Here is a 15,859-nt window from a genome sequence, read left to right as displayed (position 1 = left end):
GTCAGGCGCCGCCCCCGGCCTCGCCGACCTCGCCGCCCCCGCCCCCGTCACCCTCGCCGACCTGCGGCAGGTGGTGCGAGCAGAACGCCTTGACCGCCGCCGTGACCACGACGGGCGCCTCGGTGACCGGGGCGTCGGGGTGGGCGTCGTTGTACTGCCGGAGCACGTCGACGTAGCCGGTTCCGGCGTCGAGCGAGGCGCATGCGTCGCGGCCGCGGGCGAGATAGTCCTGCTCGTTCCCGGCGTCCACGCCCACCCGCCCGATGTCGCGCAGGAACTCCTCGTCCGGGTTCCCCGACCCGCCCTCGCCGCCCGTGGAGTCCTCGGGCTGCGGTTGGTCGCCAGTCGTGGCGTCGGGGTCGCCCTCGCCGTCGTCGCGCGTGGCGTCACCCACCGCGCTCGTGGCCTCGGCGGCGGCGGACCCCACCGCGCTGGTGGCCTCGCCGACCGCCTGCTCGGCGCTGCCCTCCTCGCCGCAGGCGCCGAGCGCCAACGCCAGGGCGGCGAGGCCCGACGCGGCGGCGACGGTGCGGGGACGGGAGGGGCCGGAACGGGCGGCGCGGGAGCGGGTGGGGCGAGCGGATCGGGATGCGGTGAACACTCGGGTCCTCCTCCGGAGACGGTGTGCGCACGCGGTGGTGTGCGCAGAATCGGTGTGCGCGAACGGCCCTCGAGGCCGACGTGTCCGAGAGGCTACGGGCCCGCGCGGGGGCGGGTGGCCCGGATCGCCCGATCGCCCGTGAGTGGTGTCACAATCGAGACGTGAACGAGATGGGTTTCGGGGAGTCGCGGGCGGCTGCCGCGAGCGGCTCGAATGCGTCTTAGGCCCGCCCGGGTGGAAGCCTGCGGCCTCGCCGGCGCCGTCCGCCCCCGCCACCCGATAGTCGGCGGGGGCCACCGAGCGCTACTAAGGTGTGACTCATGGGAACCGCCGTGAGTCTCGCCGAACCACTCGTCGTCGGTACCGAAAGCCACGCGCGCGGCGTGCAGCGACTCGTCGACAGCTTCCGGGCCGTGCCCGCCCACGAGCCCGTCCGGCTGGCCAAGAAGACATCCAACCTCTTCCGACCGCGCGCCTTGTCGTCGTCGCCCGGTCTCGACACCACCGGCCTCACGCGCGTCGTCTCCGTGGATCCCGACGCCCGCACCGCCGACGTCCAGGGGATGTGCACCTACGAGGACCTCGTCGACGCCACCCTGGCGTACGGCCTGATGCCCTACGTCGTGCCGCAGCTCAAGACCATCACCCTCGGCGGCGCCGTGACCGGCCTGGGCATCGAGTCCACCTCGTTCCGCCTGGGCCTGCCGCACGAGTCCGTGCTGGAGATGGACGTGCTCACCGGCACCGGCGAGATCGTCACCGCACGCCCAGACGGAACCGAGCGCGAACGCGCTCTGTTCCGCGGATTCCCCAACTCCTACGGCTCCCTCGGGTACGCGGTGCGGCTGCGCATCGCCCTCGAACCGGTCAGCCGGTTCGTGGAACTGCGGCACGTGCGGTTCGACTCCCTCACCGCGCTCGAGTCGGCGTTGGCGCGGGTCAGTGAGTCGGGGACGTACGACGACGAGGAGGTCGACTTCCTCGACGGGATCGTCTTCTCGGCCGACGAGTCCTACCTCTGTCTGGGGCGGCGGACCGACGAGCCGGGGCCCGTCTCGGACTACTCGGGTGTGGCCGACAAGCAGGCGATCTACTACCGCTCCGTCCAACACGGCGGTCCCGCCGGCTCCGTGAAGCGCGACCGCCTCACCATCCGCGACTACCTGTGGCGCTGGGACACCGACTGGTTCTGGTGCTCCCGCGCGTTCGGGGTGCAGAACCCGAGGGTCCGCCGGTTCTGGCCGCAGCAGCTGCTGCGCTCCTCGGCGTACTGGAAGATCATCGGCCTCGACCACAAGTACGACCTCGGCAACAAGATCGGCGCCCTCAAGGGCGAGGGGCCGCGCGAGCGCGTGGTGCAGGACGTCGAGGTGACCCTCGACCACACCGCCGAGTTCCTCGACTGGTTCCTGCGCGAGGTGCCCATCGAACCCCTGTGGATCTGCCCGCTGCGGCTTCGGGAGTCCACCCCGGCGCCGGGCCTGGACGGCGAGCCGGCGTCCGACCGTCCGTGGCCGCTGTACCCCCTGGCCGCCGACACCACCTACGTCAACATCGGTTTCTGGTCGTCGGCGCCGATCGAGCCCGGGATGGCCGAGGGCGCGTGGAACCGGCGCATCGAGGAGGAGGTGTCCCGGCTCGGCGGTCACAAGTCGCTGTACTCGGAGGTCTTCTACTCCCGTGAGGAGTTCGCCCAACTCTACGGCGGCGACCACGCGGGCCGGCTCAAGACGCAATTCGATCCCGAGGGCCGGTTCGCGACCCTCTACGAGAAGGCGGTGGGTGCACGGTGACCACGACGAGCGCGGGGACCGCGGAGCCCGCGGGCGCGGCGGGCGCAGCGGGTGCAGCGGGCAGGATGACGATCGGCGAGATCATCGCAGCCTTCGCCACCGGTGAGCCGCCGCTGCGGATCGAGGCGTACGACGGGTCCGCGATCGGCCCGGCGGACAGCCGACTGGTGCTACGCCTGAAGAGTGAGAAGGCGCTGCAGTACTTCGTCACCGCCCCCGGCGACCTCGGCCTGGCCCGCGCCTACCTCATGGGCGAGCTGGAGATCGACGGCGTGCACCCCGGGGCGCCCCACGACGTGTTCGGCGCGCTCGAGGTGTTCCGCAAGCACATGACCCGTACACCCGACGCCAGGACACTGGCGCGGATCGCCCGGTCCGTGGGCACGGAGAACGTCCGGTTCCTGCCTACTCCGCCGATGGAGGTCAAGCCCGCGTGGAAGCGCGTCCTGTCCGGGATGCGGCGGCACTCCAAGGAGCGGGACTCCGAGGTGGTCAGTTACCACTACGACGTGTCGAACCGCTTCTACGAGTGGATCCTCGGACCGTCCATGACGTACACGTGCGCCTGCTACCCGGACGCCGACGCGTCGCTCGAGGTGGCGCAGGAGAACAAGTACCGGCTGGTGTTCGACAAGCTCGGGCTCAAGGCGGGGGACCGGCTGCTCGACGTGGGCTGCGGCTGGGGCGGCATGGTCCGCTACGCCGCACGCCGCGGCGTGAAGGTGATCGGCGTGACCCTGTCCAAGGAGCAGGTCGAGTGGGGCCGCGCCGCCATCGAGGCCGAGGGGCTGGGCGACCTGGCCGAGGTCCGGCTACAGGACTACCGCGACGTGCCCGAGCGAGACTTCGACGCCGTGAGCTCGATCGGCATCACCGAGCACATCGGCCGGAAGAACTACCCCGACTACTTCGCCAAGTTGCACGGATATCTCAAGCCGGGTGGGCGGCTGCTCAACCACTGCATCACCCGGCCGGACAACGTCGGCAAGGTCAAGGCCGGGCAGTTCATCGACCGCTACATCTTCCCCGACGGCGAGCTCGCCGGCGCCGGCACCGTGCACCTCGAGGCGGAGAACGCCGGGTTCGAGGTGGTACACGAGGAGAACCTGCGCCAGCACTACGCGTTCACCCTCCGCGACTGGTGCACCAATCTCGTCGATCACTGGGACGAGGCGGTCGAGGAGGTCGGCGAGCCCATGGCCAAGCTGTGGGGCCTGTACATGGGGGCCTGCCAGTACGGGTTCGAGCACAACAAGATCCAGCTACACCAGATCCTCGCCGTGCGCCCGGACGAGCGCCAGACCTGGGACGTGCCGCTGCGCCAGTGGTGGCAGGCCTGACCGACTGAACCTCCGCCGGGTCACTGGAGGTCGAGCGCGAGCAGGACCTGACCGGTCGGCGCCGGCGAGCCACCCGCGGGCTCCTCGGTGATGCCGATCTGCTCTGAGTCACGGATGCCGTCGATCCGGGCCGAGGGCGACGGGCCGACCTCACCGGACTCCATGGTTCCCGCGGAGATGGGCTCGTGATCGCCCATGAGCCACAGCTGGTAGGCGCGGCCCTCCGGCGGGGCGGGGAGGTCCGTCATCGAGATGACGGCCATGTCCGCCGACTTCGACGCCAGCACGGTGGCGGTTCCGGTCCCGCCGACCTGGCCGCGGACCACCGCGAGATCCTCGGCCGCCAACAGCGAGGTGACCTGAGGCGGCATCGTCCCCGAGGGGGGCGCGGCGGTGGGTAGGTTCTCAGACCCGGTCCCGTCGGTGAGGCGACCGATCATCACACCACCGACCAGCAGCACCACGGCGGCCGCGGCGACCGCGAGGAACGTCAGTAAACCGGGCCGTCGGCGCTCGCGTTCGCGACTCAGGTCGATGACGTCCGCACCCCCGTCGGCGTCCCGCCCGGAGCCGCGGCGGTCGCCCGGACCGACGGGACCGGTGGTGCCGGACGGCGAGGAGACCGCCGCCAACTCGAGGATCCGCTCCCGCAGCTGCGGCGGCGGCGCGGTGTCGAGTCCGGCGTCCGCGACGAGGGCCGCGACGACCTCACGTGTCGACGCGATGTGCGCCAACATCGATGACCGGTCCTCGGGGGCGGCGCTGACCAGTGCGGCCTCGACGGCATCGGCCTCGTGTTCGGGCAGTGCGTCCAGCGCGTAGAGGTCGAGGTCCTCGGGGCGGACGCTGTCAGGGGTCGACGGGTGATCGTGGTGACGAACGCTCATGACAGCTCACCTCCCAGGCAGTTCTTCAGGCGACGGAGTCCGTCGCGGATTCTCGATTTGACGGTGGGTAACGCGGTGCCCAGTCTCTCGGCGACCTCACGGTAGGTGTGGCCGGAGAAGTACGCCATCTCGATGGACTCGCGCTGGTTGTCGGTCAGCGTCTCCAGGCACCTGCGCACCTCGGCGGCCTCCTCGCCGCGGGAGATCTGCTCCGTGACCTGTTCGGCGACATCGCCTCCGTGGATGGTGCCGGTGGCGGCGTCGACCTCGTCACGTCGTGCAGCCGAACTCTCGGAACGGACGCGGTCGACGGCCCGGCGGTGTGTGATGGTCAGCACCCAGGACTGGACGGACCCCAGCGAGGGCCGGTAGTCGGCAGCCTGCTTCCAGACCTGCAGGAACACCTCCTGCGCCGTCTCCTCGGCGTACCCCGGGTCGCGTAGGACCCGCAGGGCGAGCCCGTAGACGCGTGGGGCCATGAGGTCGTAGAAACGACCGAAGGCCTGGAGATCACCGAACGCGGCCAACTCGAGCAGGCTCCCCGGGTCGGTCAGCGGCGGGGAGGCTGGCTCGGACACGGCGACCAGTCTAGTGCCAGCCGGCTCGTGACCGCGCGACGGCGGCGCGGGTGGTCGACCCGGTGGCCGCGCCGACGGTCTGCGGGTGACCTGGAGGGTCATGCCGCCACCACCCGGAACGTGCGGTTGTGCCAGCCGGTGGCGCCGCTGGGTACGGGATCCCTGCGCTCCTCAGACTGGACCTCACCGGTCGAGTCGGTGGCCCGGACGTGCAGGGTGTGCAGGCCCGGCTCGGCGTCCCACACCCATGACCACATGCGCCAGGTGTCCACCGTGTACTCGTCCGCCAGCTGTGCGTACTGCCACGGCCCGTCGTCGACCCTCACCTCCACCCGGTCGATGCCGCGGCGCTGGGCCCACGCGGTCCCGGCGACGATCGTCGGTCCGGGCGGCAACTCCGCCAGCGGGCCGGGGCGGTCGATGCGGCTCGCGGTGCGGATCGGGCCGCGCTCCGCCCAGCCGCGGTCGGTCCAGTACGCGCTGGCCCGATCGAAGCGGGTGACCTCCCAGTCCACGACCCACTTGGTGGCCGAGACGTACCCGTACAGGCCGGGGACCACCTGGCGGACGGGGTAGCCGTGCTCGAATGGCAGCGGCTCGCCGTTCATCCCCACTGCCAGCAGGGCGTCGCGGCCGTCCGTCAGAGCCTCGAGTGGCGTCCCGGCCGTCCAGCCGTCGACCGACGTCGACAGCAGCATGTCGGCCTCGGGCAACGGACCCGCCTCGGCGAGCAGGTCGGCGATGGGGAACCCGGTCCAGGTCGCGGTACCCACCAGGTCCCCGCCGACCTCGTTCGACACGCAGGTCAGGGTCACGATTCGATCGCGGGCCTCGCGGTCCACGAGCGTCTGCCAGTCGAGCTCGATCTCCCGCTCGACCATCCCGTGAACCCGCAGCCGCCACTCGGTGGTGCTCAGGGACAGCACGCGAAGGGCGGTGTCGATGCGGTAGAACTCGGCGTTGTCGGTGAGGAACGGTGTCACGCCCGGCGCGTCGGGCACGACGCCCGGCGGAACCGGGGCGGCCGCGTTGCGGGCGAGTACCCGCGGCAGTCGCAGACCGGTGCGTTCGGCGACCGCGTCGGCGGCCCGGCGGGTCAGCGCGATGCCCGTGGTGCCGGCGGCGGCGATCACGGCGACAGCGGACCCGGCCAGAACGAGGAAGCGTCGGCGGTCGGGTGCGGGCCGGTCGCCCAGCCGCGCTCCGGGCTGCGGCGTCGGCGCCGACGGTGGCGTCGACGCGGGCGGCCCCGCCTCCGAGGAGGTGGCTGCGGACGGTCGGGACCCGGCCTCTGCCGTGAACAGGGTCCCGATGAGGGCTCGGAGCGCCACGACGGCGACGACCACGCCGAGCAGGGTCGGTACGGCCCACAGCGGCCCGGCAGACGGGCGGGCCAGCGCCGCCACCATGCCGACGAGGCCGAAGACGACCAGGACGGCGCTCCCGGCGGGACGACGCGGACGCTCGACGAGGCCCGCCACCACGCCCGTGACGAGGAGGATGGCCGCTAGGCCGAGCATCAGCGCGGGCTTGTCCGCGGTGCCGAGCGCGTCGATCGTCACCTCGCGCACGGCCGCCGGTGCGCGGTCGACCACGGAGTCGGCGACCGCGAGGAACGGGGACGAGCCCGGGGCGACGAATCCCGCCATGGCGTGCCCCACCGCGACGGCGAGGCCGGTGGCGAGGAGGCCCGAGGCGGCCCGAGCGACCGCCCTGGGTCGTTGCTCTGTGCTGTCCATGCCAGGAGTTCGGAGCCGGGGTCTCGGTGGACCGGTACGAAACAAATTCCCTACGGCACCCATCCGGACCGGATGGCCCGCCGAAGCACTGGTGACCCACTGCACAGAGTCCCGCCAACTCGGCGGGGCCCTACCGAAAGGAAACGCACCATGGGCATCACGATCTCCCGGCGCGTCGCGTCGATCGCCGCGGCCGCCGCGGTCTCCGGTCTCGTCCTCGCCGGCTGCTCGAGCGACGAGGGAAGCGATACGGAGAACACCGCCGAGGGCACCGCCACCTCGGTCATGACCACCACGTCGGCGAGCGAGACCTCCACCATGGAGTCGGAGCCTGCCGGCATGCTCGTCGGCGCGGGCTGCGCGGACTACGCCGAGGCCAACCCGGAGGGTCCGGGTTCGGTCGAGGCGATGGCGATGGAGCCGGTCGCCACCGCCGCCTCCAACAACCCGTTGCTCACCACGCTCACCTCGGCCGTCTCGGGCGGGGTGAACCCGGAGGTCGACCTCGTCGACACCCTGAACAGCGGCGAGTACACCGTGTTCGCCCCGATCGATGACGCCTTCGCGCAGATCGATGAGGCCACTATGCAGTCGCTGCAGACCGACGCCGACCTGCTCACCGGCATCCTGACCTACCACGTGGTGGAGGGTCAGGCCGCGCCCGATCAGGTCGTCGGCGAGCACACCACCCTCAACGGTGCGCAGCTCGAGGTCACCGGATCCGGTGACGAGCTCATGGTCAACGGCGCGGGCGTCGTCTGCGGCGGCGTCCAGACCGAGAACGCCACCGTCTACCTCATCGACCAGGTCCTCATCCCCGAGGAGTGAGCAGACCGGCGTCCGGTGCCCTGAACACCCCGCCGAGGGCATCAGTGGGAGCCCTGAACTCCCACGCAACGCGACCCGGGCCCGGGCCGACACCACGTCGGTCCGGGCCCAGTCGCGTCAGAACCAGTCGTCGCGCATGTCCAGCGTCGTGCGGTCGCCGGCGGCCAGCAGGTCGAACTTGGCGTCGACGATCGGCAGCTCGCGGCGCAGGAAGTACTCGGCCGCCTTGAGCTTGCCGGCGGCGAAGGCGTCGGCGCCGGCACCGCCCGCCACCCGGTCACCCAGCGCGAGCAGCTGCTCGATCCAGATCCACGCGATCACCACGTGGCCGGTCGCCTCGAGGTACTCGGTGGCGTCGGCGAGGAACGCCTCCGGGTCGGTCGCGCCGACCTCAGCGAGCGAAGTGGTGACCTCGATGAGCCGGGTGACGCGCGGGCGCAGCAGCGAGGCCAGCTCGGCGACGACCCCGCCGGCCGCGGCCGCCCGATCGCAGCTCTGGGTGATCCGCCCGGTGAGCGCTGTCAGTCCGGCGCCGCCGCCGGCGAGGACCTTCCGGCCGAGCAGGTCCTGCCCCTGGATGCCGTGGGTACCCTCGTGGATCGGGTTGAGGCGGTTGTCGCGGTAGTGCTGTTCGACGTCGTAGTCGATCGTGTACCCGGCCCCGCCGAGCACCTGCACCGCCAGCTCGTTGGCCTTGAGGCACCACTGCGACGGCCACGATTTGGCGATCGGGGTGAGGACGTCCAGAAGCGTCTTCGCGGCCATCGACTCCTCCGGCGAGCCCGTCTTCTCGTCGTCGACCAGTCTCGCGCAGTACAGGCCCAGCGCCAGCGCGCCCTCCACGTACGATTTCTGGGCGAGCAGCATCCGCCGCACGTCCGTGTGACGGGTGAGCATCACCTGCGGAGTCGACGGATCGGCGCCGGCGGGCCGGCCCTGGGGCCGGTTTCGTGCGTAGTCCAGCGACTTGAGGTAGCCGGTGTAGCCGATCGCGGTGGCGCCCAGGCCCACGCCGAGCCGGGCCTCGTTCATCATGGTGAACATCTTCTTGAGGCCGGTGTTCTCCTCGCCCACGAGGTACCCGACCGCGCCCGGCCGCCCGCCGGGGGTGTGTATACCCTGCCCGAGGGTGGGCATGGTGTTGACCGTGCCGCGGAAGCCCATCTTGTGGTTGAGGCCGGTGATGACGATGTCGTTGCGCTCACCGAGCGAGCCGTCGTCGTCGACGAGGTACTTGGGCACGATGAACAGGCTGATGCCGCGGGTGCCAGCGGGGGAGCCGGGCACCTTGGCCAGGACGAGGTGGACGATGTTCTCGGCCATCTGGTGCTCGCCGCCGGAGATCCACATCTTCTGGCCGAACAGGCGGTAGGTACCGTCGGGCTGCGGCTCGGCGCGGGTGGTGATGTCGGCGAGGTTGGAGCCGGCGTGCGGCTCGGACAGGCACATCGTCCCCGTGAAACGGCCCTGGATCATCGGCTCGACGTACGTCCGGATCTGCTCGTCGGAGCCGTGTGCGAGCAGCAGGTTGGCGTTGCCGGTGGTGAGCAGCGGATAGGCGGCCGTGGAGATGTTGGCCGCGTAGAACCAGGCCATGCACGCCAGGTACGCGGTGTAGGGCAGTTGCATGCCGCCGACCCGCTCGTCCATCGCCGCGCCCACGAGGTCGGCCTCGGCGAACTTCGCCAGCGCCTCGCCGATCTCGGGGATGAGCTCGACCTCCTCGCCCACGAGGCGGGGCTCGGTGAGGTCGGCCTTGCGGAAGTGGGGCGCGAAGTAGGTCTCGGCGAGCTCGGCCGACAGGTCCAGCACGGCGTCGATCGTCTCGCGGGAGTGGTCGGCGTAGCGCTCGCGCCCGGTCAGCTCGGACACCCGCAGCCAGTCGTGCAGGAGGAAGTCGAGGTCGGCGCGGGACAGGAGGTGGGAGGGGGTCATGCCCCACAGGTTACTCGCGGGTGGCGCGCGCGAACTTCCGACCCATCTCGGTCATCGTCTTCTCGTAGGCGGCGGGCAGGAGCCGCTTGCCTCGGTAGGACTTCCGCGCCTCGGGGTCGGGGAGGATGAGGAACCGCCCGGCGTCGAGTCCGCTCATGACCTCGGCGGCGATCTCGGCGGCGCCGCGTTCGGAGCGGTCGATGAGCTTGCTCGCGAACCCGCTGGCGGCGGGGTCGGAGGAGTTGAGGCTCGAGGCGAGGTTGGTGCGGAAGAACGACGGGCAGATCACGGACACGTCCACGCCGAACGGCTCGAGTTCCCAGCGCAGGCTCTCGGAGATCGCCACGACGGCGGCCTTGACGGCGGTGTAGGAGGACATGGTGGGCGGGTGCACGAGCCCGGCGAGGGAGGCGGTGTTGACGATCCGACCGCTGTTCTGCGCCTTGAGCATCGGCACGAACGTGCGGCAGCCGCGGGCCACGCCGAGCAGGTTGATGTCGACGATCTGCCGCCAGTCGTCCTCGGTGAGCATCTCGATGCGCCCGCCCTGGGCGATGCCGGCGTTGTTGACCAGCACGTCGAGGCCGCCCCAGATCGACTCGACCTCGTCGCGCGCGGCCTGCCACTCGTCCTCCGAGCGCACGTCGAGGCGCAGGTAGCGGGCGTCGGCGGGGATCGTGTCGGGCCGGGCGTCGGTGGGGGCGACGTCGGTGACGATCACGCGGTCACCGCGTTCGAGGAACGCGGTGGCCAGCGCCAGTCCGAGTCCGGAGGCGCCGCCGGTGACGAGGATGCGACGGTTGGTGTCGGTGGGGGAGGGGGACGACGACGAGAAGGGCAGTCGATCCAGCCCGGGCAGCGGCAGAGCGGACAGGGAGACCGCGGGCAGGGAGAGTGCGGGGAGGGGGACCTTGGGCAGGCGCATGAGCCGAAACTACCCGTTTCAGCGCGCCGGCAGCGGGGCCGGTTGCCCTGCGGCGCCGAGGAAGTCGGCGGCCATCTCCACCGCCGGGGCCGAGGAGTCGGCGCCCTCGATGAGCACCGCCACGGCGATGTCGCCTGTCGAGCCGACGAACCAGCCGTGCGACGGGCCGCTGCCGACCTCGGCGGTGCCGGTCTTGCCGCCCAGGCCGGGGACCGCTCGGGCGGCGGTCGCGGTGCCGGACTGCACGGTCTGCACCATGTACCGGCGCAGGGTGTCCACGACGGCCGGGGGCAGTGGCTCGGGCGAGGCGGCGGCCACCGCCGGCATGCCGGCGATCACCTGCGGCAGGATCATCCGTCCGCCGTTCGCGAGCGAGGCGGTCATCACCGCCATACCGAGCGGGCTGGCCAGGACCTCGCCCTGGCCGATCGCGGCCTCCACGCGCGCCGGGCCGCGGTCGGTGACGGGCACCGAGCCGGTGAACCACGACGGGCTCATCCCCGGCCCGGAGAAGCCGACCCCCAGGCCCAGCTGCGCGGCCGTGTCCTTCATGGCGGTCGGTTCGAGGCGGTCGCTGATGACGGCCTGGCTGGTGTTGCAGGAGCGGGCGAACGCGGTCTCCATGGGCACCTCGCCCAGCGCGAAATCGCTGTCGTTGGGGATCGTGCGGCCCGAGACGGTGATCGAGGCCGGGCACGGCACGATCTCGTCGGGACCGACGGCGCCGGACTGCAACGCGGCGGCCGTGGTGACCACCTTGAACGTGGAGCCGGGCGGGAAGCGGCCCTCGAGCGACACGGGTCCCTGCTGGTCGGCGGCGGAGTTCTGCGCCACGGCCAGGATCCCGCCGGTCGAGGGCTGGATCGCGACGATCGACGCCGCCAGCCCGGTGCCGGCCACCGCGTCCGCCGCGGCCTGCTGCACGGATATCTGGACGGTGGAGACGAGGTCCTCGACCTCCCCGACCGGCGCGCTGCCGAGCTCGATCGGTTCGACGCCCGGGTTGACGATCTCTGCACGCCACCCGCCCTCGGCCTGCAGCGCCGCGAGCCACGCGTCGGGCAGTCCGTCCAGCACCGGGGAGCGGAGCTCGCGGTCGGTGCGGATCAGCTGGCCCTGTTCGGGCAGGCTCACGCCGGGGACCGCGGCGAGTCGCTCGCGGATCGGGTCGATGTCGCTGGGCCGCAGCGCGACCACCTGGTACGGCTGGTCGCCGGCCTGCGCCATGCCGTCGCGGATCGACTGCCCGGTGATGGTCGGGGCGGCCGCGCTCACCAGGGCCGCGACCGCGTCGGCGCTCCCGGCGGCGTCGGGGGCGAGCGTCACCGCCGTGACCGGAGTCCATTGCAGCAGCGGCGCGCCCGTCCGGTCGAGGACGGACGTGTCGTAGTCGAGGATTTCGGAGAACGCCAGGTAGCCACCCGGTTCGAGACGGGTGTCGAGGATAGTCGGCGCCCACTTTACCTTCCACTGGTCGTCCACCTTGGTCGTGGCGGCCTCACCCGTGGTCGTGGCCACGCGCGGGGCGGGCGACGGCTCACCGCCCCCGCCGGCCGGGTCGGCGCCGCCCTCGTCGTCGTCACCCTCACCCCCGCCGCCTCCGGCGACGCCCATGTCCCACGTAATCTCCACGGGCACGGGGTCCTTGTCGGGGCGCCGGTCCCCCTCGGGCGTGTCGATCGTCAGGGTCGGCGTGAACCCCATCGACTCGATGTTCGCGGCGAGCGTCTCCTCCGCGGCGGCCGGGTCGGTGGTCATCGCGGCCGCCCCGGCGACGTCGCCGGCCTCGAGCGCGGAGAGGAACTGCTGGAGCTCGTCGGAGCCGGTGTCCCCGGTCAGCGCCGCGCAGCCGGTTCCCCCGAGGGCCACGGTCAGCACGGCGGCGACCACACCGGAGGCGGTGCGGCCGCGCCGACGGCGGGTCGTGCGGAAGGCGGGCGCGGTCGTCATCTCTCCACGAAACCAGATTCCGGCCGCGTCCGCCCGTCGTGTGGTCGGCGCCGCCGCCGGTCCGCCACGTACCCTCGGGCCACATGAGCGACAGCCGCCCCGCGCGGGCACCCGCCGACCGTCCGGGCGCCTCGCCGGTGACCGCCGGCCTCGCGCGAGTCCTCGACGACCTCGTCCGGGTGCCGGGCACCAACTACCGCGTGGGGCTGGACCCGGTGATCGGCCTCGTGCCGGTGGTGGGTGACGCGGTGGGCACGGTGGTCGCCGCGGCCGTGTTCGCCGAGGCCGTGCGCAATCGCATCCCCGTCCACCTGCTGTTCCGCATGGGGTGGAACTACCTGGTCGACGCCGCGCTCGGCGTGGTGCCCCTCGTCGGCGACGTCGCCGACGTCGCGCACAAGGCCACCTCCAAGAACCTTCGGCTGGTGGACCGCGCCATCGCCGAGGGGCGCCGCGTGGACACCGACGCCCGCGGCTACCTGCTGCGGGCGATCGGCGCCGTGGGGCTCATCCTGCTGGTGCTCCTCGGCCTGGTGGGCCTGGCGCTGTGGGGACTGCTCAGGCTCATCGGCCTGGTGTTCTGACCCGCGCCGCGCCGACGGGGAACGCCCCCGGGAGGCCAGTCCTCCCGGGGGCGTGTCGTCGCGGTGCGTGGGTCAGGCCGAGGTGACCGGCAGGAGGCGCCGGACCACGTCGTCGAGCGTGAGGACGCCCCGCACCTCGGAGACGTGGGTGCCCGGGTGCCCACCGGACTGTTCGACGACGACGAGGTGGGCGCGCGCCTCACGCATCCGGCGGAACGCCTCGGCGACCGTCAGATCGTGCTCGAGTGACAGGCTCGGCCGCATGAGTTCCCGGGCCGTGGCGTCGCCGTCGACGTTGATCGCGTCCCGCGCGTGGACCACGCCGACCGCGGTGTCGTCCTCGAGGACCAGCAGGCGCAGATGGCCGGTGCGGCGCGCGGTGTCGAGAATCTCCTCCGGGCCCGCGTCGACGCCGACCGAGGACATCTCCTCGGGCGCGGCGGGCTGATCGAGGTCGCGCTCGCCGAGCAGGTCGCCCACGGTGAGCTCCTGCAGTTCGAGGGCGCTGAGCAGCTGCCGCTGATGGGTGTCGTCGAGCGTCCCGGCCTCGCCGGAATGCCGGACGAGCTCACGCAGCGAGTCGGCGTCCTGACCCGCGGACACCTCGTCCCTCGACTCGACCCCCAGCCGGTGCAGGATGTTGTTCGCCATGGCGTTGAGGGCGACCAGGAGCGGACGGGTGAGCCAGAGGAACGCCCGCATCGGAATCGCCAGCAGGGTGGCCGAGTACTCGGGGTGGGTGATGGACCACGACTTGGGGGCCATCTCGCCCACCACGAGGTGCAGGAACGTGACGATGATCAGCGCGAGGATGAACGCGATGACGTCGGCGGTCCACAGCGGGAGCCCCCATCCGGCGAACACCGGGGTGAGCCAGTGGTGCACGGCGGGCTTGGTGATGGAGCCCAGCGCCAGCGCGCACAGCGTGATGCCGAGCTGGGCGCCGGCGAGCAGGAGCGTCAGCTCGGACGCGTTCTTCAGGGCCGCGCGGGCGGCGGCACTGTGCGCGGCGTCGTCCTCGAGCCGGTGCCGGCGGGCGGAGATGAGCGAGAACTCGACGGCCACGAAGAACGCGGACGCCGCGATGAGCAGGACGGTCGCCACCAGGACGACCCAGGGGTTGCTCATGATCCCACCGTCGGCGTCGGCGGCGAGAAGGGTGGTGGTGGGGGTCATCGTGCGGCCTCCTCGACCACGACGTGCAGTTCCGCGGGGACGCGGCGTTCGATGCGGCGGACCTCGGTCCGCAGGACGCGATCGGCGGAGATCTCCTCGAGGACGTCCGTGTCCGGCAGCGGGATGTCGACGCGGGCGCCGACGTCCGGCAGGTCGCCGATCGTCTCGATGACCAGGCCGCCGAGTGTCTCGGCGTCGACCTCGGGGAGGGTGATGTCGAGGAGACGCTCCACCTCGTCGAGGTGCGTGTCGCCGGTGAGGATCCAACCCAGCCCCTCACTGACAGGGACGTCCGCGGCCTGCGGGTCGTGCTCGTCCGCGATCTCGCCGACGATCTCCTCGGCCATGTCCTCCATGGTCACGACGCCGGCGAACCCGCCGTACTCGTCCACGACCACGGCCATCTCGGAGTTCTGGGCGCTCAGTCGGGCCGCCACCTCGGGCAGCGGCAGCGACGTGGGCACCCGGATCGGGGCGCGCATCACCGTCGACACCTGGGTCAGCGAGCCGTCGGTGTCGTCGCCACAGAGCACGAGGAGGTCGTGCAGGTCGACGATGCCGATCACGTCGTCGGAGTCCTCGCCCACCACGGGGTAGCGGGTGTGTCCCGTCGCCATCTTGGACAGCACCTCGTCGACGGAGTCCTCGGCGCGGACCACGTCGGTGCGCGAACGCGGGATCATCGCGTGCTCGGCCGGCTGCCCGGGGAAGTCGAGCATCCGGTCGAGGAGCCGACTGAGCTCGGGGGAGAGTTCGCCGGCCTCGCCCGACTCGGCGACGATGTGCTCGAGGTCGCGAGCGGTGGCCGAGTGCTCCTTGTCGTGCACGGGCTCGATGCCGACCGCCTTGAGCAGCGCCTCGGAGGCCTTGTCGAACAGGCCGATGATCCAGCCGAACACGGCGAGGTAGATGGCGGTGGACCGGGCCAGCCACCGGGCCACGGGCTCGGGCTTGGCGATCGCGAGGTTCTTCGGCACGAGCTCGCCGAAGAGCATCTGGACCACGGTCGAGAACAGCAGTGCCAGGATCGTGCCCACACCGACGCCGACGGCCTGCGGCACCGAGGCCAGGCCGAGGAGGTCACCGATCGCCCGGCCGATGAGCGGCTCGGCGACGTACCCCACGACGAGGGTGGTGACGGTGATCCCGAGCTGTGCGCCCGAGAGCATGAACGACGTGCGTCTGGTGACGCCGAGGACCCGCTCGGCGACGGGGTCGCCCTTCTCGGCCGCCGCCCCCATGCGGGAGCGGTCGACGGCCATGAAGGCGAACTCCTGGGCCACGAAGTAGCCCGTCAGCGCGGTGATCGCCAGTACGACCACGACGCCCACTAGTAGTGAGAGCGCGATGCTCATCCGGTGTGCCCCCTTCCGTGAAGGGGGCTGGTAGATCGGGCCGGGGTGTCGGCTCGGCTCACTGGAGGTGCTCCTGCGCTCATCGGGTTGCACCCCGGGCCGGTCGCCCGAGGGTTGATTTCTCCGATTGTCCTGTCCCGGGTGGGAAATGTCGACTCCCACCTGTGG

General features: G+C 71.8%; 13 protein-coding genes. 4 read left to right on the top strand and 9 right to left on the bottom strand.

Translation table 11 applies throughout. The features are described from left to right. Position 1 precedes the first annotated feature (1 nt). Positions 2 to 601: a DUF732 domain-containing protein gene (locus DCI01S_RS07055; RefSeq protein WP_061228557.1), complete on the bottom strand. Its 600-nt coding sequence runs from the start codon at positions 599 to 601 to the stop codon at positions 2 to 4. 320 nt (positions 602 to 921) lie between these two features. Here DCI01S_RS07055 and DCI01S_RS07050 point away from each other — a divergent pair, with 320 nt between their 5' ends. Then, positions 922 to 2,394 (top strand): FAD-binding oxidoreductase, encoded by a 1,473-nt coding sequence (locus DCI01S_RS07050; protein ID WP_061228556.1) that lies wholly within the window; start codon positions 922 to 924, stop codon positions 2,392 to 2,394. A gap of 65 nt (positions 2,395 to 2,459) precedes the next feature. Further along, complete coding sequence (locus tag DCI01S_RS07045; protein ID WP_061228582.1) at positions 2,460 to 3,734, top strand: class I SAM-dependent methyltransferase; 1,275 nt, start codon at positions 2,460 to 2,462, stop codon at positions 3,732 to 3,734. A gap of 20 nt (positions 3,735 to 3,754) precedes the next feature. Here the strand turns inward: DCI01S_RS07045 and DCI01S_RS07040 are convergent, their stop codons facing one another. The 3 genes from DCI01S_RS07040 to DCI01S_RS07030 all read right to left on the bottom strand — a co-directional run bounded on the left by DCI01S_RS07040 (position 3,755) and on the right by DCI01S_RS07030 (position 6,938). Next, entirely contained in the window at positions 3,755 to 4,621 is an 867-nt protein-coding gene (locus DCI01S_RS07040; RefSeq protein WP_061228555.1) for an anti-sigma factor, read from the bottom strand. Next, complete coding sequence (sigK, locus tag DCI01S_RS07035; protein WP_061228554.1) at positions 4,618 to 5,199, bottom strand: ECF RNA polymerase sigma factor SigK; 582 nt, start codon at positions 5,197 to 5,199, stop codon at positions 4,618 to 4,620. The genes DCI01S_RS07040 and sigK overlap by 4 nt, the downstream gene beginning before the upstream one ends. A gap of 98 nt (positions 5,200 to 5,297) precedes the next feature. Beyond that, positions 5,298 to 6,938: a molybdopterin-dependent oxidoreductase gene (locus DCI01S_RS07030; protein WP_061228553.1), complete on the bottom strand. Its 1,641-nt coding sequence runs from the start codon at positions 6,936 to 6,938 to the stop codon at positions 5,298 to 5,300. Between the two features lie 150 nt (positions 6,939 to 7,088). Between DCI01S_RS07030 and DCI01S_RS07025 the strand changes: the two genes are divergently transcribed. After that, positions 7,089 to 7,766 carry a fasciclin domain-containing protein gene (locus DCI01S_RS07025; RefSeq protein WP_061228552.1) on the top strand — a complete coding sequence of 226 codons (678 nt, stop codon included), beginning with the start codon at positions 7,089 to 7,091 and terminating at the stop codon, positions 7,764 to 7,766. Positions 7,767 to 7,883: 117 nt separating this feature from the next. Here the strand turns inward: DCI01S_RS07025 and DCI01S_RS07020 are convergent, their stop codons facing one another. Genes DCI01S_RS07020 through DCI01S_RS07010 form a run of 3 tightly spaced genes read right to left on the bottom strand, consistent with a single transcriptional unit; the run spans position 7,884 to position 12,576 of the window. Next, positions 7,884 to 9,701, bottom strand: coding sequence for an acyl-CoA dehydrogenase (locus tag DCI01S_RS07020; RefSeq protein ID WP_061228551.1), 1,818 nt, complete (start codon positions 9,699 to 9,701; stop codon positions 7,884 to 7,886). Positions 9,702 to 9,711: 10 nt separating this feature from the next. After that, positions 9,712 to 10,626, bottom strand: a complete 915-nt coding sequence (locus tag DCI01S_RS07015; RefSeq protein ID WP_061228550.1) for an SDR family NAD(P)-dependent oxidoreductase — start codon at positions 10,624 to 10,626, stop codon at positions 9,712 to 9,714. Between the two features lie 18 nt (positions 10,627 to 10,644). Further along, the gene (locus DCI01S_RS07010) at positions 10,645 to 12,576 is read right to left on the bottom strand and encodes a penicillin-binding transpeptidase domain-containing protein (RefSeq protein ID WP_061228549.1); all 1,932 of its coding nucleotides are present in this window, start codon (positions 12,574 to 12,576) and stop codon (positions 10,645 to 10,647) included. 83 nt (positions 12,577 to 12,659) lie between these two features. Here DCI01S_RS07010 and DCI01S_RS07005 point away from each other — a divergent pair, with 83 nt between their 5' ends. Then, positions 12,660 to 13,160, top strand: a complete 501-nt coding sequence (locus DCI01S_RS07005) for a DUF4112 domain-containing protein (RefSeq protein ID WP_061228548.1) — start codon at positions 12,660 to 12,662, stop codon at positions 13,158 to 13,160. A 72-nt stretch (positions 13,161 to 13,232) separates the two neighbouring features. Here the strand turns inward: DCI01S_RS07005 and DCI01S_RS07000 are convergent, their stop codons facing one another. Continuing rightward, positions 13,233 to 14,336, bottom strand: coding sequence for a hemolysin family protein (locus DCI01S_RS07000; protein WP_243699593.1), 1,104 nt, complete (start codon positions 14,334 to 14,336; stop codon positions 13,233 to 13,235). Beyond that, complete coding sequence (locus DCI01S_RS06995) at positions 14,333 to 15,691, bottom strand: hemolysin family protein (protein ID WP_061228547.1); 1,359 nt, start codon at positions 15,689 to 15,691, stop codon at positions 14,333 to 14,335. The genes DCI01S_RS07000 and DCI01S_RS06995 overlap by 4 nt, the downstream gene beginning before the upstream one ends. Positions 15,692 to 15,859 lie beyond the last annotated feature (168 nt).

It is taken from the genome of Dietzia cinnamea NBRC 102147 (assembly GCF_001571065.1).
Taxonomy (GTDB): Bacteria; Actinomycetota; Actinomycetes; order Mycobacteriales; family Mycobacteriaceae; genus Dietzia; species Dietzia cinnamea.
This window is presented reverse-complemented; position numbering and strand designations above follow the sequence as displayed.